Genomic DNA, 23,653 nt, shown 5'->3' with positions numbered 1-23,653 from the left:
CGATGAAGTTGGGTGATGTAACTTATATTGCATGGTTATCCTTAGCAATTGACAGTGATCGTCAAGAAGCTTTGCTCTTTTGCTTCTAGTGTAGCGCTAGGGGAAGTATCTGAGGAATACCTCAGCTATGATGATACTATGGCTGATTTTTCTGAGATCCTTGCTACGTTTTCTGACTTCGATGAAGGTGACCGTGAGTGGCTTCACCTTTTAGTAGCTGACTGGCAGGTTATTGCTGATTTAAGTTTCGCTGATCTTCTTTTGTTGCTGAGGAGGTCAGATGGACGATATGTAGTAGCAGAGCAATGTAGGCCGTCTACTGTTATGTCCCTCCGAACCGAAGATGTGGTTGGAAACTTGATACCGCAGGATCGTCTCAATGAGCTGGATGCAGCTATGGAATCTGGAGAAGTATTACGTTCTAACCATATGCGTACCGTGGGCAAGGCTACCGTGTGTGATGTGTATGCTCCCATTCGGCATAAAGGTAAAACACTGGGGCTGGTAGCTCGAGAAACTAATATGGCCACCAGAGAGTCAAACGGGCGATACGAGAGTGAAAGTATCAATGCTGGTAAAGCTCTGTTTGATATGATCACTCGCGGGCAATTTCCATACTCTGATTCGGTGATGAACCAGCGGCATAATGCTCGTGTAGCAGATGGTTTTATTATTTTGACAGCCGGTGGTGTTGTACGGTATGCCTCACCCAATGCTATATCCTGCTTCAGGCGGTTGGGTTCTGTTGAAACCATGCCAGGCCAATATCTCAGTGAAATAGGTACTTCTTTAATTAAACAAAATGATCCTCTTCCAGATTCTCTTCCACTGGTGCTGACGGCTAAAGCTGCAGTAGACTCTGAGCTGGTTGTAAATCGTTCTGCTGTGTCCATGCGATCCTTGCCCCTGTACAGTGAGGAGAAAAGAATAGGAGGTATTGTTTTATGCAGGGATGTCACCGAACTTCGCAGGCGTGAAAAAGAGTTACAGACCAAGGATGCAACGATATCGGAAATTCATCATAGGGTTAAAAATAATCTTCAAACGGTTTCTGCCCTTCTCCGATTACAGAGCAGAAGAACGAAATCTGAAGAAGTTCGCAAAGAACTGGAAGAGGCTCAACGAAGAGTGCAAACTATTGCTGTTGTTCACGAAGGATTAAGTCAGACCGCAGACGAAATCGTCGATTTTGACAAAGTTATTGCGAATCTCCTCAAAATGAGTGTGGACTTAGCAACGACGTCAGACCAAAAGATATCAATATCTTATATTGGTAAGTTCGGCATGATGCCAGCCCAAGATGCAACTCCGTTATCATTAGTGCTGACTGAGTTAGTTAATAATGCCGTTGAACACGGCTTTGAAGGCTGTAAAGAGGGTCATATAACCATTTCCGTTGGAAGAGGCGGAGACAATCTCAATGTAGTAGTAGAGGACGATGGAAATGGATATGACACTGAGTCTAGAGCTGGCCTAGCTCGTTCATCTGGGTCCGGTCTTGGTACGCAAATTATTAATACGTTTGTTACCAATGATTTTGGTGGGACAGTACGTTGGGGGCCACGTCGTGACGGAGGTACTCGAGTAGTAATTAATCTTCAGCTTCGTGCTGCTCAGAAGGCAGGGGAGAAAAAAACTAGATAACGGATTGAATACCTGTTGCGTGTTAGCTAGCACTACAGCTGAACCGCAACAGGTAGATCCAAAAAGTTCAGGGACAATTACTCTTAGGATTGCTGCATGGCCTGGGTTCTGCGAGCTCGCATGGCCCGGCGTTTGAGGGCCCTGCGTTCATCCTCGCTCATGCCTCCCCAGACACCGTAATCCTGATTAGTGTCTAGTGCACACTTCAAGCACGCATCAATGACTTCACAAGACCTGCAAACAGCTTTGGCTTCTTCTATTTGCTGGTATGCAGCACCAGTGTTTCCTACTGGGAAGAAAAGCTCTGGGTCTTTATCACGGCAGGCAGCTTTAGCGCGCCAATCAAATGCACTACTCATATTCTCACTTCTACTTTCTGACAAATATGACTGTCGTTACACTAGGTCACTTACTATAGGGAAGCACGATTAGAGCAACTTTTCAAGACTTATGAGAGAAAAAATTATTTTTGTGAGCACTGAAGAATAGTGGCTTGTCCATGATTAAGTAGTATAGCGCGACCAGGGGTTGAGTTCGAACTACTCGGTAAAGTTTGTAGCAGTTTCGGAGGGATTCCTGCCATCACATCTTCAGCACGCTGGCCACTGGGGAAGATAATTTGGTAGGGGAATTGATCCGGTTCACGTAGTCTGCGAATAGACTTCAAGCTTATAACAACCTGGACTTCAGGATTGTTTAGAGCCAGGTGCAATCTCTGAGCGAGGGGGTCTTGATTCAAGGGGTCCAGCAGTTCATCTGCATCATCTAGTAGCCAGAAGGTGAGATGATTAGAAAATCGGTTGTTTGTATGACATGGCGGCATCGGTTCTTCGTTCGAAGAATTACTCGAGCTTGCCTGCTCGCAATGATTGTATGAGTATGATTGTTCGTGGTAGCCATTACTGTCGAAACGTCCGTAGATGAGTTCGATGTCTCTTCCTGACGTGCGGTTTGAAGATCCCAGTTTTTTGAGTTGGGAGAGTACGAGCCCAATAAGGTTGCTTTTTCCTCTTCCTGGTCCACCTATGATAACAAGGTTGTGTTCAAGAGTAAGTAGACAGTCATAGAGCTTGACGCCGTCATCTGAAAGACCTAAGCATATGCAAGCTTTACCGCATTCCCAATGAGCGAGCGCAATCGTATGTAAACGGGCAGAGCTAGATAGGACTTGTGGCAGGGGAGCAGTAAACAGCTTGCAGGGTGATGGGAGCATGCAAAAGCGAGTTGCTTGCTCAATCTGCCTGATGATTTCGCCGGCTTGCTCGCAGGAAGCACAGTAAAATCCTGTAAGCTGCTCGCCATCTGTATAAAATCCTAGGCCGGGGGAGTTTGGGCTAATGAGCGCAGCACAGTTAGACCCCAACAGTTCGTTAGACTGTATGGTGTCTCTTACTCTCAGTGAGATGTTTAAATTCATATTTGCTTTCATCTGGGTACTGACCTGCCCTAGTGTGCTTTGTGAGCAAACAATGAGGTGGATTCCTAGTGACCGGCCTAAAGAAGCCAGCTGTACTAGGTGGTCCATGTAGTCTGGCAGTTGTTGTCGAAGTGCTTGAAATTCATCAATAACAACCAGCAAACGCGCTGGAGGATCGTCCAGTTGTTCGAAACTCGTTACACCCTGGTCCGCAACTATTTGCTCTCGGCGTTTGAGCTCAAGCTCTAATGCCTTAATAGCTCGAACAGAGGTCTCGAGGTTGAGGTCAGAAACAGAACCAACGCAGTGGGGTAGTTTACTGAGAAGATTAAAGGCTGATCCACCTTTAAAATCGAGGAAGACAAAATTAACACATTGAGGAGGTAGTTTGCAGGCTAGACTGAGACACCAGTCTTGGAGCAAAACAGACTTTCCAGATCCAGTCGTTCCGGCGACTAGCGCATGGGGCCCCTGCTTAGGAAGGTTGAGACAGAAACCACCTTGAGTGGACGATCCCAACATAGTTAGATAATATTCATCAGCCTTAGAGTCTGAGCTTTTTGGTGGGTCCTTATTGATAAGCCAATGGTGGACAATTCCTTGCCAGAGAAAACCCCCTAAACTAACTGCTTCATGCCCTGCGACGATATCTTGTAATTTCACAGGGGGAAGTGCATTAAGAGGAGCACCCACATTCATGGAACCTAAGGGGTATGCAGTGGAATCTTCGCTGACACCTTCGTCTGAATGCTGTTTTATCGAGTGTGTTGTTTTCAGTGATGTCATCAGATTGCTGATGCTTAGCGCACTCGTAGCGATCAGACTTGGTGTAAGCAGGATAGTATATAGCCAATTGCCTTGCAGTACCATAAGTACCATAATTCCCAGTTGAGAGAATATAGGGGCTGATTGTCCTATGCAGCTGAGCCAGAACTGACTACGTATGCTGTGTGTAGCTGTCGGTTTTCCAGTTTTCAAACTCATGGAACTCATTGTGAGGCATGTTCAGAGCTGGCAGGTGAATAGCAGTGTACTGTGGTCGAGTGTACTTCTTCCCTTAGGAGACAGCCGTTCTACACGCCACCAACAGGACCTGGTTCATGGCTACCGTCGCCAAGTTGTGCGAAAAGGTCAAGATTTCGCTTGTCATCCAAAAGTACTGTTGAGCCCAATCCGCTTACATAATAATCGGGATCCGTCCAGTAGACAGAGCCATTTATCCCTTTGCTACCAGATGCTTCTTGGAATGCGAGGGCCATTCTGACCAAAGTCCAGGGATTAGTGCTTTCGTCAACGGTGATTGATCCTAATGAAGCTTTCGAAACGCGCGATAAAGTAGAAAAATTCATGAGTGTTTTGGCTGAAACCGCTTTGTGGGTGATGGCAGCAATAACCATGCGCTGGCGTTCAGCTCTACCAAAATCTCCTTTGGGATCCGCATAACGCATACGAGAAAAAGCCAGGGCTGTACCACCATCAGCCTTGTGACATCCTGCTGTCCAGTTTAATCCTGAGTAGGGGTCGTTGACGGTCTGGTCATAGCACAAGTTAACACCACCTAATGCCTGCACTACACCTTCAAGTCCACCGAATCGAATGAGGACTACATGGTCTATTTTATGACCGGAAATCGCTTCAACTTGGCCAGTTAAGGCTCTATATCCGTATATATTTGCAGCAGCATTAATTTTCATTCCTTGCCCATTGACTGTAACTAGTGAGTCTCGTGGGATGGAAATAAGTGATGTGTTACCGTGTCTAGGCTTGGTAAGTACCAGAATAGTATCAGTTCGAAAACCTGGTGTATCGTCGGTGGTGCCGGTACCTTCGGTACCATCTCGTTCATCAGAACCGAGTATGAGCCAACTGGTGGCAGTGCCAGAAGCCATATTCGTTAGCATATCCTTATGCTGGAGCTGCTTGGAAGTCCAAAACCATGCACTGCCAATGCTGCAAATGATTAACGCGATGATTCCGACGAGGAAAGTAGATAGAATTTTGCGAGCATGATGCCCCTGTTTGTTATACGCTACAGGTGGTCTTTGAGCTACTGCTGTGGTATGTAGTCTACGTGCTGGTTGCAAGGGAGTACTATTTCCCTGGTGATATCGTCCTCCAGCGCGTCTAGCGGCAGAACCTGATGTGGGTAGGGCAGGGGCTATTCGAGTTTGTGTATGTTGACGCCGAGATTGTGTAGTACGTGGTTGTGCGTTGCTAGCTTCTGCTGTGGGAGCAAAGGTAGGTGCTGGCTGTGAGGAAGCTTTCTGGTTGGACCGTCTTGAACTTGATCTCAGGGGATCTGCTGCAACTGGTCGGTTGGAACGCAAGCTGCGTTGAGACTTGCCAGAAGGGAGGAAAGAAGGTGGCTCCTGTCCTGCCTGATCGGCGCGTGATCGCTCACTCATCTGTTGTTAACCTCTTTCTGACACTCCTCACTAGCCCTCCAAACAAAGACTTAACATGTTTGGGCTGTCTGCTGGTCAATCTCGGACTATTTCTGTGCAGGAACAGCACATACCGTAGAAGTCAGATAGCGTTCAGATATTCCGATGTACTGTCCTGAGTTGGCATCCCTAATAGTGCCATCCTCAGGGTTGACAGTGCCTCCCGTAATGGGATCGATGAGCTTATCGCCTTGTTTAATTAAGCCAGTTATTGGGTCGGGAGCTGGCTGGACGGGACCTGTTGATGCTTCAGCTGAGCTATGAGTGCCGTTTGTGGTATTCGAATGTGGTGTTGGACTGGCAGGTGATTGTTCAATAACGTGGCTCTCAGATTCTTCCTTATGAATTTCCTTGTCTGTCAATGGTTTTTCGTTCTTCAATGTTTGCCAAATGTCTTGTGCGCTTGAGTCCCAGACCACTCGTGCCATTGGGTTGTTAGGATCAGGCTTTACGGGTAGTGTGCGTGAATAAATATGGCTTGAATCTATATTTTTCATGCTATCTGCTAAACCGAACAGAGTTGAGAGGTTGCCCAATCCTTGGCTTAGCTGTAAGGCCGAAAGCGATGTTTTAACGAGTTGGTATAGAGTGCCAAAGTCTGAATACACATTCTTCTGTTGCGCCTCATTTACCAGTGTCTTTACTAGGTATTGCTGACGAGTGGTTCTCATGATGTCAGAACCATCAGTTCCTGTCCCATGCCTCATCCTGGCATACTGGGTTGCTGAAGTACCGTCTAAGTGCCGCAAGCCTTTCTTTAGATCTAAGCCAGTGTATGCATCTTGAGTGTCAACTGGAATGCAAACATTGACTCCACCTAGGGCGTCAATCATGTCTTTAAGCCCGTTGAAATCAGCAACGACAAATTGTTGGATGTCCAGTCCTGTCAAACTATTAACTGCAGTCAGTGTGCACGATGCCGCTGAAGCGACATCGCCACCTTCGCTGTATCCCGTAGCGAATATTGAATTAAACATAACGTTATAACGGGCCGGAATGGTAGTTCCTTTGCTGGTTACACAAGAGGGGGCGTTCACCATGGAGTCACGAGGAATAGGTACTAAATTGATATAAGTTCGGTCGGCAGAAATCTGGGCAACAATTGTCGTATCTGATTGGTGATTTCCTGCCTCTTCAGGAGCACCTCCACCGATAGCTGCGTTGCCTTCTCCTTCACGAGTATCCTGACCTAAGATAAGTATGTTGAGAGTTTTGCCTTTATAGATGTCTTCTGGGTTTGGAGTGTTCTTACCTTGGTATGCTGGGTGAGAAAGAACGTGAATGCTGCCCATGGTTTCCACGAATGCTGCTGCTATAAAAGATCCTGCAAAAACAATGAGAGCACATAGGGTGGCTGCTATCCCTGTTCTGACGGGATGAGATACTCGAAAGCCCAGAGAGTGCCGTGGGCCTAAAGAAGCTCTTCCCCCGATATTGGGTACACCGTGGCTATCTTTCTTGTGTGAGGTCACGTTTGCGCCTTCCTAAATACCGCAGCAGTTTACTAAGTAGCGCGCGGAGACAGTGATGCCGCAAGTAGGATATCTTCCGCACAGATACACTAGCTAATTGTAAGACTATGCGTGCACTCTTGTGTCGTTCAGCGGTAATTATGCTATTTTTTGGGTAGAAAGTGTAAGTTACGTTAGGTAGCTATAGGGCAGAAAGCCAGTCTTAACTAGGCCTTTGATCATTCAATAGTGAATGTGAAAAATGTGCAAGAACTGCCCGGCGAGTTTTGCACTACAGGGCTTTGCGTAGACTAGAGCTTATGAGTTCGTCCTCTTCAAACGTCACAGATGTTAAACAGGTTCTCGCAGATGTACTGCGCACTCAGCCTCTGTCTAGCTGGCAAGAGGTGGATTCCTCAATAGCAGCTGTGGTTACAGTAGAAACTGATTTGACTTACTTTCCTGAAACATTAGCGGCAGTTTTTGCGCAGAAGCTGCTTCCAGGTTCCATTATTATCGCAGACTGCTCGGGAAGTACTAGTCAGCCACTGTACTCTCAAGTGAATTTTGACCATTTACATGGACAGTCCCATGAAGAGCGTTCAGTAAGTATCGAGATTGTTCGAGCATATGGTGCCACTTCTTTCGCGGACGCTATACGACGTGCGTTGGAGTATGCGCACTTGCCAGCTGCTGTGAATGGTATTTGGCTTCTCCACGATGATTCCAAGCCGCTTGATGGTTGTTGCTTGGAATCATTGGTTGAAACTTGGCATGATACGCCTACGGCGTCGCTCTTAGGCAGTAAGCAATTAGATTGGGAAGGCAACGGCCTACATAATGTGGGTTATTATGCTGATAAAGGGCGTGTTAGCAGTCTCGTTGTTGATGGTGAGCCAGACCAGGAACAGTATGATAGTCGCCAGGACGTTTTTGCTGTTTCCTTATCAGGTGCTTTACTGCCCTTACACACCTTACGAGCCATACCAAATCTAGGAACATGGGTGAGTACTTTCGGGCAATCAGAGGATTTCTCACGTAGAGTTTGCCTGTCTGGTGGGCGTGTAGTGGTGGTGCCATCTGCTCGTATTGGTCATAGACGAGCTCGGTATGAGGGAATGAGAACAAAGTCTGGCCAGACTGTCTCTCCAGAGATGGTCCGTGATAGCTCTATGCAGGTGATAGATGCCAGGGAAAGCTTCCTGTATGCCAATCATTCGCCAGTTCTGTGGCCATTAATATGGCTCTTAAGACTAGTAGGAGCCCTTTGGTTCGCTGTGGTTCGCTTAATAAATAAACAGCCATATGCAGCTGTATGCGAATTGTGCAGCCCTTGGCGGGTGCTTGCGAGATTGGGAAAGCTGCTTTCAGCAAGGCAGAAATTACGGCAAGTGAGCAATACTGCGAACAGTAAGTTAGAACCATTACAAGTCACCAGACAACAGGTGAAACAGTGGAGACTTCGCTTGGAAGCATACGAAGACCAGCTTAATCACCCTTTGCTTAATAATCTTGCTAGGGCACATCTACGTAGTCAACAGAAGATTCGCATATATTGGGCTTGCGCCGTTGTAGCAGTGGCATGTATCGTCACTGGGTTCTCATCATGGTCACTACTGAAAGATCTGTTTACAGGTGGTATTCTCCATTCTGAATACCTTTTGGGTTCTGCGGCCAATATGTCACAGTTGGCAGAAGCCGCGACTATTCCTTGGTCATGGGGGTTAGGTGTTGGTTCACCAACAGCGCCCACACCATTTTTCCTGCTCCTGCTACCAGTAGCTGTTATTACTGGTGGTAATGTTTCTGCAGCTGTTGCCCTGTTGTTTTTTGCTTGCATACCCCTAGCAGTTCTATCTTTTTGGGCGCTCGCAGGTATCTTTACAAGGTCTAACCCTATTCGAGCAATCTCTTCTCTCTTGTGGCTTGCACTCGCGTTCGCGTTACCAGTTTATTCCAGTGGAGATTTGCCTAATATGGTGGTCATGGCATTCCTACCGGCTGCCTTTGCTTTTACCTTCCGGGCCGTGGGTATGTATTACACGGATCCTCCTGCACAACCTCATCCATCGGTGAGAAATGCAGCATGCGCAGCCGTATGCTTTGCGGCTGTTGTAATGGCTGAACCTCAGTTGTTGCTGGCTTTAATCGTTGTATTCCTCCTCTTTATTGCACTGGTGGGCAGTCATCGGGCCATGCTCATTTTGATTCCTCTACCTGCTGCACTGGCTATGGCCCCCACCTTGGTTAATACCCTAGGACACTGGGCTGAAGGCACGTGGAGACAGTTGTTTGCTGATGTTACTGTGTCTTCTCCTGACCGTTTTGGGAGTCCTCGATCTGCCAGTATTGCTGATATTATCGGCTCAGTGCTCGGGTACAACTTTTCTGGTTCGGCAAGTACTTGGTTGTCGACGAATAGCTGGCAAGCACAGTGTTTGCTGGTATCATTAGCGGTTATTTTCCTGATAGCTTTAGTGAGTTTATGCTTGCCCTCTGTAGCACGGGTATCTCGACTCATGTGGTTCTTGAGCATCGTAGGAGCTATTCTGGCTGTCATCTCTACCTGTGTAGCAGTAGGGCAGGGATGGACTCGACCTGCTGCTGGATCACCCCTTCCTGGATTGCTTTTGGCTATGTTAGGTCTATTGTCATGTGTGGTTATGATGGCTGGAGGTGCAGTCAGACCTTTTGAAACGCTGAATGTCCATCGGCAGAGCAGTTACCATGCGTATGCATCTTTAGACGCAAATACTGAAGCTGTTGAGCTTGCGGCACAGGCACAACAAGCTCTTGTGCGTGACCCAGCTCTTCTAGGGGAAGATGGGAAAATCGATAGTGTTCCAAGGGCTTGGTCTGTGCAACGGATAGCGCGTGCTAGCCTTTCTGTAGTTTTGCTAATCACCGTGATTGCAACAGCTTTCGGTGGACTGAGTCGAATGGATAATGCTCGTTTGCGTTCAGATGGTGGCGGTTTACCAATGGTGGCAGTGGATTATCTGTCACGCTCTGACCGGCATAGGGTACTTGCTGTACGGGCTCATAATGATCGACAGATCAGTTACACTATGATGCGTACCGAACGTGGTGACATAGTGGATGTGTCTGCTTCAGCTCAAGCTCTCAAACTAGGGGGGCGGCCTGATCAGGCTGAGCAAGAGTTGTCTGCTGCTGTCGCTGCATTGATGGCTAGCCCTAATAGTAGTGCTATTGAAACTATGGGCCGTCTTGGCATAGGTGGCATTTTCATTCCTAGCAATGAGGAGGAGACTGGCCATGGCACGAAGTTACCTACAGATGTATTATCTTCAAACATTACTGCTTCCGACGGTACTCAGCAGGTAGTTTCAGGTCCAACTGGTACATACTTCAGGTTGACGACTGTAGATGCTAGTAAGCAAGGACTTGACCTGGCAGGACAGCATGCTGCTGCAGGGCTCTGGTGGCGCGTAGTTTGGCTCTGGTCTCTCTGGCTTACGCTATTGGCCTATGCTCTTGTTGCGTTACCGCGATGGAGGATAGTTGAGGGGAGGCTATCGTGATACGTGAGGATACGGGTATTAAAGAGAAGAAAGCTAGTTCCACTCGTCATGTACGAGTTGTGCATTCGATGGTTGCTGTGCTCTCGGCCCTTCTCATTGTCATGTTCGTGTTAGCTCTTATTTTTTTGAAGCCACCAACTTCAATTGTAGATGATAAGCAATCAGAAGAGGTTAATAAACACCTCGTCAGCCAGCTTAATTTGACCTCATACTGTCCGTCACGAATGACGCTTGCTGATGTGAACGGCTTTGGTGAAGCGAAACCGAGTGAGGGAGACATAACTGCCTCACGTAGGTACAGCGCTTTTGGTCCAGTGTATACGTCGAACGCAAGTTCGGTAACAGGTAAGCATCCACAGCAGCTAGTAGATCATGACCTAGGTGATGGTGAACAGGTTCAAGAGCTTTCTGATTCAGAGCATCAAGAGGCTAGTATTCACAGAACTCAGTTGTTGAAAGCAGCTAGGGGAGCGGGTACTTCTTCATCCGTGGTTTCCTGGGCAACCAAAGGTGATCTCAGTGGTGTACAAGCGACTTCATGTCTAACTTCCAGTTTTGATCACTCCTTCCTGTTGCCCAGCACCCAGCGTGGATGGTCGCAACAATTGGTGCTCTATAATCAATCGACGAAGGCTACAAGCGTTACCATTCAAGCGTACGGTACACGGTCTGCCGGCCGTCTACCATTAGCTACCAGTGCGAATGTCGTTGTGAAAGCGGTAAGTGAGAGTGTCTTTGACTTGTCTGCAGCTCTGCCGGACCAAGATGGTCTCTTCATTAGTATTAAAGGCAACGATGCGCCGGTTGCTGCAGTAGTGCGAGTGAGCGCCATGTCAGGAACAGATTCCAAGGGATCTGACTTTATAAGAGAGGTAGGAAGCGCCAACAAGCAAATAAGTTTGGCTGGAATCGAAGAGCATGATCATGCTGAGCTGCTACTTAAGGGGGAAGAAGAAACTCCTGTCCAACTAGCTTGGTCTACTCCTACGGGGCCAATAAAGCTGAAACAGGTCGAAATCAGTGCACGTAAGGTGAGTAGAATTAACCTAGGAGAGGCCCCACAGAACGCGAACGGTCTCTTGGTGCAAGGTGATAAACCTCTAGTTGCAGCTGTCCAGCTGACACGAACAGGTGCTCTCAATCAAAGTGATTTTACGGTGGTTACTCCAACACCTGCTGCCGCAGTGAGCGCGGTTACTCTGCCAGAGAATAGCCTTGGGCGAATACTTGTTATGAATCCTAGCGCAAGCCCACTTCGTCTACGGATAGATGGCTTTGATGGCGACGGAAAGTATGTAGCTGATAAACAACTGAATCTCGATAAAGGGCATGCTGAAGGTATCGATTTTGATCAGATTGGAGCAAAGGTATCGATTGTCCGTCTCGAAGTTCAGTCTGGACAGGCAGTCTGGAACGTGCGTGTGGGAGTTCCAACAGTCGCGCAAGCCAACCAAGCTGGCCTGGCTGTATTGCAACCCAGTAGTTTGATGCCGCAAAGCCTGTCAATACAGGTCAAGCAAGAACAGGGGATAGTTGACTGATGAGACCCTTTAGAATTTATAGGAAGGGTCTATATCTTCAGGGTGTTTACCATAGAGTTCAGCCAAACTCTGTACGATTTCATCCCGAATAATGATCTGGAGTTCAAGGCGACTATGGGTTTTATGTTGTATCGGTAAACGGTAGAGCACAATTCGAGCAGGGATATTCCTACTAGCTGGGAAGGACCGTGACAGTGGATATGGTTCAGCATCCCAAGGTAAGGGATCAGAAGGGGGAGTGTCTTCCACGGCAAATTGGACAGGACGTATGAGTTGAGGCCAAGCAGCTTCTAACCTCTTCATTTGTGCGGCCACTATTGCGTCAAATATGCCGGCCCGCGTGCGAGAACGTGGCAGGTGTGTACCGAAGGTGGGGCGCCGTATGCCACGTCCATGTAAGTTTCGGTAGGTTGCTTCTTGCCAAGGTAAGGGTGTGGATTTCATGGTTACTATCGTAATAACTTATCTCGATTTACGGTTCTTGTTAGGATAACCATGGTTTATATCCATTGTTAGGCAGCTACGAGGTGTATCTATGGGAATGGAAAAACAGCAAGGATTGGTTGTTTCATCATGGCAAGAGCAAGATCTATCAAGCATTTGTTTGCGTGCCAAAGTACTTGCTTTTGACTTAGATACGACGCTGGCACGGTCAAAGACCAGGATGACAGAGCCTGTCGCGTTCCAGTTCGCAACTATGACAAGGATAATGCCTGTAGCAATCGTTTCTGGTGGGCGTTTTGAACAATTTCAAGAGCAGGTGCTAGATGTACTTCCGGTTGAAACTAATCGTTTCAACTTACACCTGATGCCGACGTCAGGTACCCGGTATTACCGTTGGGACGGCGGTAATTGGAGCCAGGTATATGCACACGATTTGAGCGAGCAGGACCGACACGCGGCAGCGGCCAGTTTACAACGAAGAGCTCAAGAGTTGGGTTTCTGGGAGGAAAAGACTTGGGGTCCGCGTATAGAAGATCGTGGATCACAGATCACTTTCTCTGCTTTGGGCCAGGAAGCTCCAGTAGATAAGAAAGAGGCTTGGGATCCTACCAATGAAAAGAAAAATGCTTTAACCTCTGCTGTTGCTGGTGATTTGCCCCACCTGCAAGTGCGTTCAGGTGGATCGACTAGCGTTGATATTTCAGCAAGGGGAATCGATAAGGCCTATGCAGTGCAGAAGCTGGCAGGAATCTTGGATATAGCTATTGATCAGATGGTTTTTGTTGGTGACCGAATGGATCCTGATGGTAATGATTATCCAGCAGCTCAAGCAGGTACAATGGCACTGCGGGTCAGTGATCCGCAGGATACGTTGACTCTTTTACAGCGTATGGAGCCGTTGTTGATGTCGAAGAGTTGAGTCTTTATTGTTAACCACAATTGCGCTTAGGTCTCGGTGACTATCTCATAGTTGTTATTGTCGTGGCATGAGATCGTTTATTGTCTTGCTGATGGCTGTGGTTGTTTCCGCTGTACGGGCAATGCGGGACTTGCTTATGCCTCGTGGCTGTGCAGGATGTGACATGCCAGACCAGGTCTTGTGTTCTAGCTGTTTGGACTGCTTTCATCAGAATCAAGTATTTCGTATTTACGGTTATGAATGGGACTTTGGGTATGCTTGTGGTCGGTATACTGGGGTGCTCCGTAAAGCTATTTTAGAGTGGAAAGACCATGGAGATTTGGAAGTTACTCGCCCCCTCGAAATGGCGATGAAAGATTTGATTGCTGCTGTCTGTGGAAGAGCTGATCAGTACTGTCGAAGTCAGATTCTTGTAGTTCCAGTTCCTTCTTCGCTGACGTCGGTACGTCGTCGTGGTCGGATTCACTTAATGCCTATAGCCAGAAGTGTAGCTCTCGAATTGCAAAAGCTGGGTTATCGAGCCTGTGTGAAGCAGATATTGAAGCTGAAGGATGTGAAGAGCAAGTCAGTCCAATTGCATGGAGCTGCTGCTAGATCACAGCGAGTGAACGGGCGTGTTCAGGTGTGTGCTGATAGACGGATTACAGGGTGCACTGTAATTCTTGTAGATGACATCATTACTACAGGTTCCACTGCCAGCCAGTGTGCTTTGGCTTTGCGGAAAGCAAATTTTCACCCTCTCACGTTATTTACGCTGGCCAGAGCAGGAATTGCGATAGAGGAATAGAAGATGCTTATAAAAACTTGTACATCATATTCAAATGTGTAGAGTCTATCGAGCATAAACTGTGGCCATTTCCTCCCATCGTGTGGTGGGTCTAGCGGAAAGCATGTGCCGATTCATGGCCCACTTCCTGCCAGTGTCTTCACTTTGCCGACCTTTTCCACGGACACCGCCATAGCCGATTCCTGCTCGGAAGGGACCGAAACGATGAGATATTTCTTCTAGTGCTGAACCTAGACCAGGGTCCCTATTGGGCTCTAATCCTTCTAAAGTGTGGAAACTGGTTGCATCCTGTAATCCGAGGAGTACGACCCCGGCACGGACATAGGGAGCATGAGGATCAATCCGTTCTTTGAGAGCAGTTCTGGCCGCATGGCTAATTGTTAAAGGGTCATCTGAAGGATCTGATAGCTGAATGGTGTGACTGGAGGCCGTGTACTTATGGGGTTCGTACGGGCTGGTAGAGCAAAAAGCTCGAACTTGTGAACATAAACTGTTTTGTCTGCGAAGGCGGGTGCATGCTTTCTGTGCGTAGACGCTGAGGGCCTCGCTGAGCGTTTCAAAACCAATAACAGGTTGAGAGAACATGCGTGAACATAAGATTTGATTGGTTCGTATACCGTTGTTGGCATTTTCATCAGCTTCGATAGCTGGAATGCCTCTCAGTTCTAAAACAGTGCGCTCTAGAAGAACAGAGAATCTACGTCTGATAAGACTAGGGTTAGAATCTCTCAAGTCGAGCGCGGTGACGATTCCTATACTTTCTAACTTACGTGTTAACCGGTGTCCCACTCCCCAAATTTCTGACACTGGTATTGAGGCTAAAACTCGATCTCCGAATTCCTGCTGGATATCCTCCCAGAAGCTAATACCAGCTGTCGTAGGATGATCTTTGGCCCAGTGATTGGACACTTTTGCTAAGGTCTTAGTGGGTGCTATGCCTATGCTTACAGGTATACCAACACTGCGTAGTACGCACTCTCGCATTTGTTTACAAGTACGTAGGGTAGTTGCCTGGTCCCATAAACTCAGCAGGAAGCACTCGTCAATCGAATAAACTTCCTGTTCGGGGAAAAACTGTTCCATAATTGCCATCATTCGGTGAGAAAGTGATGCATACAGTTCATAGTTGGAACTTCGGGGGATGACCCCATCTGCAGTGGCCTGTTCTCTTATCTTGAACCACGCTGTGCCATTAGTGATGCCTAATTTCTTGGCTGCTGGGCTACGGGCGACCACACAACCGTCGTTGTTGGATAGTACCACCACTGGTCTTCCGGCAAGGCTGGGGTTGAAGACTGACTCACAGGAAGCGAAAAAAGAGTTAGCATCAGCTAAGACATACTGAGGTTTCGCAGGAGTGCTGTGCTCGTGAGGTGATGCTATTGGTGGGTTAGGCATGGTGTCCCCATTCTGATGATGGGTAAGGTGACGTGGTGACAGAGTGTGCACATGATCTGTTTGTTGTCTGTGCTGATTGAGACTGTTTGCTGTTAGCTGTTATGTGCTGTGTTCGAGTTGACCCATGACCAGGCTGAGGATAAGTAGTATGTGGAGCTGGTGTGTGTCCTATATGAGGATTGTTGTCTGTACGCTGCCAGTGATAATTACCGGTTACCACACCCCAAATCACCAGTTCTTCCCCTTCTTGGAGGTGAAAGTCGGGATATTCGGGATTTTCTGCCTGTAGGTAGGTCTGTTGTCCGTTATATCGCAAGCGTTTTAAGGTGAGTTCATTGTCTAAAACTGCAATGACCACGTCTCCGTCAATAGGAAGCAAGGCCCTATCTACGACCACAAGATCGCCATCGAAGATGCCTGCTCCTGTCATGGAATCCCCAGCCACACGCACAATAAACGTGGAATTTGGATGGACAATCACGTGTTCATCGAAGCTAAAATCACCTGAAAAATAATCTTGAGCTACTGAGGGAAAACCGGCATGAACCGATTCTAAGGCGATGGGGATCAGCTGCGGTTTTGCGGTAGGTGTGTATATGGCACTAACACGAGATGGCGGGTCGATCTCTCCTTGTTGTTTCGATGCCGTAGACCGCTCTTTGCTGTACTTGACCATCGTTACCACCTCATTCTATAGTATTCGAACAAACGTTCGAATACTATTATGGGTAGTTCATCGGACAAGCTCAGCTGTGAGCGTCTTCTTCAAGTTCGTAGTCTTCGATATGGTACCGGGGCAAGATAACTTCAAAATCTGCGCCACGAGAATCATCGACTACGCGAACTTGTCCTCCATGTAATTGGGCAGCCCAGCGTGCAATCGAAAGCCCGAGGCCAGTACCTCCCGATTCGGTTCCAGGGCCAGACTTTCCTTTGACGAACCGCCTGAAAATATCAGATCGTGCTTCAGGAGGTATTTGAGATCCAAAGTTTATAACGTTGGTCACAACAGTTCCATGAATCTCATCTTCATGAGCTTCAATGAGCACCTCAGTGCCGTCTGCTGAGTGTTTGAGAGCATTGGCAATGATATTCGTGAAGAGTTGCCGTAGGCGGTCCTGGTCGCCTTCCATGGAGATTTGTGGGGGAATGTCAACGCGAAGTGTATGTGCGTGTCCAGCATCAGCGATTTCTAGGGGACCGACTGTGGCGTCGATAAAATCAGCAAAATTGAATTTTTCAATTTCCAAACTTGCTGCCCCAGCTTCCATGCGTGAGAGATCAAGAAGAAAGGCAATCAAATCGCTTAAGCGATGAGCTTGGTCCAGAATACCTTCCAAATTAGCGGGTGTGGGTTCAGTGACACCATCTGCCATATTTTCGACCATGGCTTGCAACGCAGAAACGGGTGTTCGTAATTCGTGAGATACGTTTGCAACCATATCTCGCCGCATCTGATCTGCATGCTGAAGTTCTTCTGCCATTTCATTAAAAGATCGGGCCAGAAGTCCCACTTCATCATGTGATTGTGTTGCTGTCTGAACTCGGACACTGTAATCGCCTTCAGCCATTGCTTTGGCGACATCACGCATTTGGCGGAGGGGAGCAGTAAGACCGCGGGAAAAGTAGTAGGTAATACCTAAAGCCACGATAAGGGTCAATGGCATGGCTAGCCATCCAGACCATCCCATTTTTAATAGGAACCAAGCCATGATGAAAGCGATGGCTGTTGCAATGGTAATAAGGACGCTAAGCTCTATCTTTAGTGAAGAAAAAGCCCCAATTGGCCTGCCTGTTTTGACAGTGGATTTTACTGCTGTAACAAATGACTGTTTGGTTGACTGTTTTTGGCGTGTACTTTGTGACTGTTTTTTCATACGTCGCTCATACGTACTTTCAGGACTGAGCTCCTTGACCGTTTACCTCTGGAGGCTCAAAGGCATAACCGACACCATGTACGGTCCGAATCATCTGTGCACCCAACTTATGACGTAAGGCCTTGACATGAGAATCAACAGTGCGAGTACCTGAGGCATCGACCCAATCCCAGACTTCTTCGAGTAACTTTTCTCGGGTAAGAACTGACTTTGGTTTGCGGGCTAGAGTTGCTAAGAGGTCAAATTCAGTAGGTGTCAAATGAACTTGTTGTCCATCTTGAGTAACGATGCGTTGAGCTGGGTCAATCACCAGGGAACCAAAATCTAGTAATTTCTCATTTTCGGAATTTTTAGCGATAACCTTGGCGCGTTCCACTCGACGGAGTAAGGCTTTGCAGCGTGCAATGAGTTCACGCATAGAGAAAGGTTTTGTCATGTAATCATCGGCACCGGCACCTAAGCCAGTAACTTTATCTGCTTCATCGTCGCGCGCTGTCAGGATTAGTACGGGCACAGGCCTTTCTGCCACGATGCGCTTAGTTGCCTCTAAACCATCCATGACTGGCAGCATGATGTCCATGACAATTAAATCAGGTCTGAATTGGCTGGCGGCTTGCACAGCACTGGCTCCGTCGGAAGCCACTCGGGCAGTCCAGCCTTCTGCCGTTATACGCTGCGCTATGGCGGTGGCCAGCGTGGGTTCATCTTCAACCACCAAAATAGTGATTGGTGCCACATAGTTGGTCGTGTTCTTCATCATGCTTACTTGCCGCCTTTACTTCGCATTAGTTCTTATTTAATTGTAAGACTAGTCATAGGGGTAAAAAATCATTGACAATCTTGTATACGGTCTCTACACGCCTGATTCAGAAAAGCCCTATTTCTTAAGGCTTTTCTCGTCCATGGCAGATGCAAGCATATACGTATATTATTGTACGTTTATGTTGCTACTTATCGCTGTATTAGAGAGTGTGTAAGTACGCTGATGGAGGGTCCATGGATTACAAGGTTGGTGATATGGTCGTCTATCCACGGCATGGCGCTGCCAGGGTTGATGCCATTACTGAGCGGACCGTTAAAGGGATAACTCGCCAATACTTGCAGCTTTCTGTACTCTCTTCAGATGGCCTTGTTATTGATGTCCCTGTTGAAAACGCCAAAAAAGTTGGTGTGCGAGATATTGTCGATGGTAAAGCTGTGTCAAAGGTTTTCCAAATCTTACGTACCCCTATCGTCGAGGAAAAAGAGATGAATTGGTCTCGTCGATATAAGCTTAATGTTGAAAAAATTGCGACCGGTGAAGTTAACAAAATCGCTGAGGTTGTTCGAGATTTATCCCAGCGAGATGTAGACGAGCATGGATTGTCCGCAGGGGAAAAGCGCATGCTGAGCAAGGCTCGATCTATTTTAACTTCAGAGATTGCTCTGTCTGAAAAACTCGATGAAAACGAGACCCAGAGGCTTATCGATGTGAACTTGGGGTATCGCCAACCGCAAGAAGGCGATGAAAAACATCATAGTAAAGCTCCCAAAGAAGCAGCAAATCAAACCTTGGAACGTGTAGCTGAGCAGGCTAAAGAAAAAGCGGCCAAGGCTAAAGCCAAGCCCAAAAGCAAAAGTAGTAGCTGAGTAATTGATACGCTATTGTTGACTTATCACCTTATACACCGAGTCAGCGGTTTCTCACGATGCTTTATTGGTAAAAGTTGACAGGTAGTGACCGAATTTCGTTAGAGCCCAAATCAGTGTAGAAATAGTTACAATAATGAAAGATGGCGGCGCAGGAAACATAGTTGAGAGAACTAGACCAGCCCAAATAGCAATTAGGCAGATGAGGCTTGAAATTCCCATGGCTTTTAGCGGTGACGCAGTAAGAATATTGGCTGTGGCAGCAGGGGTTACGATCAAAGCAAAGATGAGAAGAGTTCCTACTGCGGGGACAGCGATAGTAATGACACCTGCCATGAGGGTCATGTAGAGCACATTCATAGCTGCAATTGGGACGCCTTTAGCCTGAGCGACTTGTTCATCGACTGAACTAAAAAGCAAAGGGCGGTAGACCAAGCATAGTGCAAGGATAAGTACTAGATCAAAAATGATAAAGGTGACCAATTGGCCGGTGCTTACCGTCAAAATAGAGCCAAATAAGATTGCCTGCATTTGCTGAGAAGCTGAAGAAGATAAGCGAGCAAAAAACAGTCCCAAGCCTGTGGCAAAGGCCAAAACGGTTCCAGTTGCTATCTCTCGTTGAGAGGCCTTTTTGCCTAAAGCTGCAATGACTAAAGCGCCAGCCAGTGCAAACAGTCCCATACCAGCTGAAACAGGTAGCCCTAAGAGCACTGCTCCTGTTGCACCCGGTAGTCCTATGTGGGCAAGAGCATGTGCAGCAAATGTAGAGTTTCTGGCTATGGTGAAGTAGCCCATGGTTCCAGCGGCAATAGCAATTAAGGCTCCCGCTAGGATAGCCTTAAGCATGAATGGAGCTTCAAGCGTTGTAAACCAGTGAGGGTCAAACGTAAAGGTGGTCATAGGTGCGTGTCCTTCTGCTGGTAGTTACCACTATTGCTGGCAATTCCTTGAACGAGTATGTAAGTTCTGTTCCTTAGGTTTGCTTCCACCAGCATGAGGGCTGATAAACATGTTGCCTTGCGGTGTGGTGACTACTTCGACTGGGGTGCCATACAGTTGTGTTAACAAGTCTGAGTTCATAACATCGTGAATATTGGCATAGTGAGGTCGACCGTCAAGTATGTAGACAGCTCCGGTCAGAATCGGTAAAAGTACATTGAGATCATGTGCCACTATTTGGATAGTCATACCTAGTTCATGATTAAGGTTGGACAGTACTTGTACACATTCTCTCTGACTAGCCAAATCTAGATTTGCTAGAGGCTCATCCAGTATGAGCAGTTCTGGATCACTGGCTAAGGCTTGAGCGATGGCTGCACGTTGTCGAAGGCCACCCGATAACTCACCTAACCGAGCTGCAGCACGGTCTTCAATTCCGGTAAGTGACATGGCTCTGCGAGCCTGTCCTCTCTCGCTAACTCGAGTAGGATGTATACCGAATCTGTTGCCATTGATACCTAGGAGTACTGACTGCTCAACGGTCAGGTTTACATCATCTTGATTGCTGTATGACTGTGGTACATACCCAATCTTGGCTTTGGCTTTACCTGCTGGTTGTCCAAGAACTTCTATAGAGCCAGATGAAGATGCTAGTAGACCCAGTTCTGCTTTGAGTAGTGAGGTCTTTCCAGCACCATTTGTACCAACGATGGCTGTCACACTTGCTGTCGGAATACTGAAATTTCCATGAGACCAAATGGTGTGTCCACCCCTAGAAATTGCGGCGTTGTCGAGAACTATCGCTGGACTGTGATGGGTCTGCTTGTCCATACTGCCACCTTTCTGAGGGTATTGAACTTTATGTTGCCCTGTTCCTTAATGATTATCGTTCTCAATATAGACAAGCCAACATAGTGGGAAGGTTATATCCTTGGAATGAGCAGGCATCAAGTTCATGAGCCTGAGCAAATGGAGGTTAACGTAGATGGTTGTCATGCTGGACGGGAGAGCCCAGGCAGAGCGGATCAAGCAAGATTTGAAGCAGCGAGTCGAAATGCTTATCTCACAAGGTAGGCAACCTGGTCTAGGAACCCTGCTCGTAGGCAATGATCCCGGTTCAGTAAAGTATGTCGAGGGTAAGCATCGGGACTGTGCTGAAGTTGGTATTCGTTCGATTCGCCGGCAATTGCCTGCTGATGCTAGTAGTGAAAGCATCCTTGAACAGGTACATCTGCTCAATCAGGATCCTGCATGTACGGGCTTTATTGTTCAACTCCCTCTTCCCTCAGGCATAGACGAAACAGCGGTCATTAATTCCATCGATCCATCCAAAGATGCTGATGGCATGCACCCTTATAACTTGGGGCAACTCGTCTTGCATACTTCCGGTGTGTTGCATTCGCCTCTTCCGTGTACCCCCCGCGGCATTATTGCCCTCTTGAAGGCATACGATATTAACCTTAGTGGGAAGCATGTTTGTGTCTTAGGGCGTGGGTTGACAGTTGGGCGGACTATTGGCCTCTTGCTGTCAAGCAAGTCAGTGAACGCTACCGTTACGCTTTGTCATACTGGTACGCGCGATCTCGTTGAGCAGATGCGCAAAGCTGATGTGATTATTGCAGCAGTAGGGCATGCAGGGTTGGTAAAACAAACAGATGTTAAACCTGGAGCAGTTTTAGTTGATGTAGGTGTTACAAGGGTGTGGGATGAAGTCCAGAGCCGTTGGCATATCCGGGGTGATATAGAGCCTACTGCTCGTGAGTATGCCAGTGCCTATACGCCGAATCCAGGTGGGGTTGGACCTATGACACGTGCCATGCTCTTGACTAATGTAGTGGAAGCAGCTGAACGCAACTTGAAGGACTGAGGTAGATAAGCTATTAGTGACGGAAAGAACTAGATTTGCGACACGCCGGAAAGACCTGATGAATTTGACTGCCCCAACTCCTATTATAGAGCTGTGTGCTGCATCAGCAGTAGACAAATAAATAAAAAATGTATAACTGAAATAAGCAATTATCCATCCATCTATTCAAGAAAACTACTCATTAATGGCAGAGAATACACAAGAGGTTCCACAGGTCGCTATCAACGATATCGGCTCCAAAGAGGACTTCATCAAGGCAGTCGATTCCACAATCAAGAACTTTGACGATGGCGATTTGGTTCAGGGGACCGTCGTTAAAATTGACCACGACGAAGTACTTTTGGACATCGGCTACAAGACTGAGGGAGTAATCCCGGCTCGTGAACTTTCTATTAAGAAAGACGTCAACCCGGACGAGGTTGTTCAGGTAGGGGACGAGATCGAAGCTCTCGTTGTCACCAAAGAAGATAAAGAGGGTCGTCTGATCCTATCCAAGAAGAGGGCTCAGTACGAGCGTGCTTGGGGCGATATCGAAAAGATCAAAGAATCTGACGGTATCGTTGAGGGTACTGTTATTGAGGCTGTCAAGGGTGGTCTAATCGTTGACATCGGTCTCCGCGGATTCTTGCCGGCTTCTTTGGTTGAGATGCGTCGCGTTCGTGATCTGTCTCCGTACATTGGTCAGAAGATCCAAGCTAAGATTTTGGAGCTAGATAAGAACCGTAATAATGTTGTCATTTCTCGTCGTCAGTACCTTGAAGAGACCCAGTCTGAAGTCCGTGAGACCTTCATGGCTCAGCTGAAGAAGGGGCAGATTCGCGAGGGTACCATTTCCTCTATTGTCAACTTCGGTGCATTCGTTGACTTGGGTGGAGTTGATGGTTTGATCCACGTTTCTGAACTCTCTTGGAAGCACATTGACCATCCTTCTGAGGTTGTCAAGGTTGGGCAGAAGGTTACTGTAGAAGTTCTTGATGTGGATAATGATCGTGAGAGAATTTCACTGTCACTCAAGGCTACTCAGGAAGATCCGTGGCAGCGCTTCGCACGTACCCATGTACCTGGACAGGTCGTCAAAGGCAAGGTTACCAAGATTGTACAGTTTGGTGTCTTTGTATCCGTTGAGGATGGTATCGAGGGTCTGGTTCACATCTCCGAATTAGCTAACCGGCATGTTGAAAATCCGGAGACTGTCGTTAAGCAGGGTGATGAGATCTTCGTCAAAGTTATTGACGTTGATTTAGACCGTCGTCGTATTTCTCTATCTCTTAAGCAGGCAGATGAATCAGTCGACCCTGCTTCTGAGGACTTTGATCCAGCTATCTACGGTATGCCTGCAGAGTATGACGAAGAGGGCAACTACAAGTATCCAGAAGGTTTCGACCCGGAGACCAACGAGTGGATTGCTGGCTACGAGCAGCAGCGGGAAGAGTGGGAGTCGCAGTATGCGGCTGCACACGACCTGTGGGAGCAGCACAAGGCCTTTGTAGCTAAAGAGATGGAAAATGCTGAGGCATCTGCGGCTGAAGATGCTAAGAATGCAGAGTCTGAGTCTTCGGAACAGTCCACTGCTAAGGAAGACCAGCAGGCTTCTACAGATAATGCAACTAATACCTTTGCCTCAGAAGCTGCCCCAGAAGGTACCTTAGCTTCTGACGATCAATTGGCTGCTCTGCGTGAACAGCTTCTGAAAGAGAAGCAGTGACCATCAGTGTAGCTCTCTAGTGTATTAGCTAAAAGGCCCAACTTAGTTA

The 23,653-nt window shown here is 47.5% G+C and carries 19 protein-coding genes; 8 read left to right on the top strand and 11 right to left on the bottom strand.

Going from position 1 to position 23,653, the window contains the following annotated elements; translation table 11 throughout:
- Positions 1-138: 138 nt before the first annotated feature.
- The gene (locus tag BOCO_RS02730; protein WP_094722927.1) at positions 139-1,644 is read left to right on the top strand and encodes a sensor histidine kinase; all 1,506 of its coding nucleotides are present in this window, start codon (positions 139-141) and stop codon (positions 1,642-1,644) included.
- Between the two features lie 83 nt (positions 1,645-1,727).
- Here BOCO_RS02730 and BOCO_RS02725 read toward each other — a convergent pair whose 3' ends face one another.
- The 4 genes from BOCO_RS02725 to BOCO_RS02710 all read right to left on the bottom strand — a co-directional run bounded on the left by BOCO_RS02725 (position 1,728) and on the right by BOCO_RS02710 (position 6,977).
- Positions 1,728-2,003 (bottom strand): WhiB family transcriptional regulator, encoded by a 276-nt coding sequence (locus BOCO_RS02725; protein ID WP_094722566.1) that lies wholly within the window; start codon positions 2,001-2,003, stop codon positions 1,728-1,730.
- 104 nt (positions 2,004-2,107) lie between these two features.
- Entirely contained in the window at positions 2,108-3,847 is a 1,740-nt protein-coding gene (locus BOCO_RS02720; RefSeq protein WP_158520397.1) for an FtsK/SpoIIIE domain-containing protein, read from the bottom strand.
- 287 nt (positions 3,848-4,134) lie between these two features.
- Positions 4,135-5,466 carry an LCP family protein gene (locus tag BOCO_RS02715; RefSeq protein ID WP_094722564.1) on the bottom strand — a complete coding sequence of 444 codons (1,332 nt, stop codon included), beginning with the start codon at positions 5,464-5,466 and terminating at the stop codon, positions 4,135-4,137.
- A gap of 86 nt (positions 5,467-5,552) precedes the next feature.
- Complete coding sequence (locus tag BOCO_RS02710; protein ID WP_094722563.1) at positions 5,553-6,977, bottom strand: LCP family protein; 1,425 nt, start codon at positions 6,975-6,977, stop codon at positions 5,553-5,555.
- 299 nt (positions 6,978-7,276) lie between these two features.
- On the opposite strand from BOCO_RS02710, the gene BOCO_RS02705 reads away from it, so the two are divergent.
- Both BOCO_RS02705 and BOCO_RS02700 read left to right on the top strand, forming a co-directional pair.
- The gene (locus tag BOCO_RS02705) at positions 7,277-10,498 is read left to right on the top strand and encodes a glycosyltransferase family 2 protein (RefSeq protein ID WP_094722562.1); all 3,222 of its coding nucleotides are present in this window, start codon (positions 7,277-7,279) and stop codon (positions 10,496-10,498) included.
- On the top strand, positions 10,495-12,039 hold the full coding sequence (locus BOCO_RS02700; protein ID WP_094722561.1) for a DUF5719 family protein: 1,545 nt from the start codon (positions 10,495-10,497) through the stop codon (positions 12,037-12,039). The genes BOCO_RS02705 and BOCO_RS02700 overlap by 4 nt, the downstream gene beginning before the upstream one ends.
- Before the next feature lie 9 nt (positions 12,040-12,048).
- On the opposite strand, the gene BOCO_RS02695 is transcribed toward BOCO_RS02700, so the two are convergent.
- The gene (locus BOCO_RS02695; RefSeq protein ID WP_094722560.1) at positions 12,049-12,483 is read right to left on the bottom strand and encodes a metallopeptidase family protein; all 435 of its coding nucleotides are present in this window, start codon (positions 12,481-12,483) and stop codon (positions 12,049-12,051) included.
- Positions 12,484-12,580: 97 nt separating this feature from the next.
- Between BOCO_RS02695 and BOCO_RS02690 the strand changes: the two genes are divergently transcribed.
- Both BOCO_RS02690 and BOCO_RS02685 read left to right on the top strand, forming a co-directional pair.
- Positions 12,581-13,402 (top strand): HAD-IIB family hydrolase, encoded by an 822-nt coding sequence (locus BOCO_RS02690; protein WP_094722926.1) that lies wholly within the window; start codon positions 12,581-12,583, stop codon positions 13,400-13,402.
- 67 nt (positions 13,403-13,469) lie between these two features.
- On the top strand, positions 13,470-14,189 hold the full coding sequence (locus BOCO_RS02685; protein ID WP_148140046.1) for a ComF family protein: 720 nt from the start codon (positions 13,470-13,472) through the stop codon (positions 14,187-14,189).
- Positions 14,190-14,234: 45 nt separating this feature from the next.
- Here BOCO_RS02685 and BOCO_RS02680 read toward each other — a convergent pair whose 3' ends face one another.
- From BOCO_RS02680 to BOCO_RS02665, 4 genes are all read right to left on the bottom strand, one after another.
- Positions 14,235-15,587: a Y-family DNA polymerase gene (locus BOCO_RS02680; RefSeq protein ID WP_094722558.1), complete on the bottom strand. Its 1,353-nt coding sequence runs from the start codon at positions 15,585-15,587 to the stop codon at positions 14,235-14,237.
- Positions 15,580-16,263, bottom strand: coding sequence for a LexA family protein (locus BOCO_RS02675; RefSeq protein WP_094722557.1), 684 nt, complete (start codon positions 16,261-16,263; stop codon positions 15,580-15,582). The genes BOCO_RS02680 and BOCO_RS02675 overlap by 8 nt, the downstream gene beginning before the upstream one ends.
- Positions 16,264-16,333: 70 nt before the next feature.
- The gene (locus BOCO_RS02670; protein WP_094722556.1) at positions 16,334-17,464 is read right to left on the bottom strand and encodes a sensor histidine kinase; all 1,131 of its coding nucleotides are present in this window, start codon (positions 17,462-17,464) and stop codon (positions 16,334-16,336) included.
- Between the two features lie 19 nt (positions 17,465-17,483).
- Positions 17,484-18,224, bottom strand: coding sequence for a response regulator transcription factor (locus tag BOCO_RS02665; protein WP_094722555.1), 741 nt, complete (start codon positions 18,222-18,224; stop codon positions 17,484-17,486).
- Positions 18,225-18,460: 236 nt separating this feature from the next.
- On the opposite strand from BOCO_RS02665, the gene BOCO_RS02660 reads away from it, so the two are divergent.
- Positions 18,461-19,093: a CarD family transcriptional regulator gene (locus BOCO_RS02660; protein ID WP_094722554.1), complete on the top strand. Its 633-nt coding sequence runs from the start codon at positions 18,461-18,463 to the stop codon at positions 19,091-19,093.
- Between the two features lie 54 nt (positions 19,094-19,147).
- On the opposite strand, the gene BOCO_RS02655 is transcribed toward BOCO_RS02660, so the two are convergent.
- Positions 19,148-19,993, bottom strand: a complete 846-nt coding sequence (locus BOCO_RS02655) for a metal ABC transporter permease (RefSeq protein ID WP_094722553.1) — start codon at positions 19,991-19,993, stop codon at positions 19,148-19,150.
- 30 nt (positions 19,994-20,023) lie between these two features.
- Positions 20,024-20,863, bottom strand: a complete 840-nt coding sequence (locus BOCO_RS02650; RefSeq protein WP_094722552.1) for a metal ABC transporter ATP-binding protein — start codon at positions 20,861-20,863, stop codon at positions 20,024-20,026.
- Between the two features lie 154 nt (positions 20,864-21,017).
- Between BOCO_RS02650 and BOCO_RS02645 the strand changes: the two genes are divergently transcribed.
- Both BOCO_RS02645 and rpsA read left to right on the top strand, forming a co-directional pair.
- A complete protein-coding gene (locus BOCO_RS02645; protein WP_094722551.1) occupies positions 21,018-21,899 on the top strand; it encodes a bifunctional methylenetetrahydrofolate dehydrogenase/methenyltetrahydrofolate cyclohydrolase in 882 nt (293 codons plus the stop codon).
- Positions 21,900-22,083: 184 nt separating this feature from the next.
- A complete protein-coding gene (gene rpsA, locus BOCO_RS02640) occupies positions 22,084-23,604 on the top strand; it encodes a 30S ribosomal protein S1 (protein ID WP_094722550.1) in 1,521 nt (506 codons plus the stop codon).
- The last annotated feature ends 49 nt before the right edge of the window (positions 23,605-23,653 follow it).

Origin of the sequence: Bombiscardovia coagulans (assembly GCF_002259585.1) — a bacterium.
In the GTDB taxonomy this organism is placed as follows: domain Bacteria; phylum Actinomycetota; class Actinomycetes; order Actinomycetales; family Bifidobacteriaceae; genus Bombiscardovia; species Bombiscardovia coagulans.
This window is presented reverse-complemented; position numbering and strand designations above follow the sequence as displayed.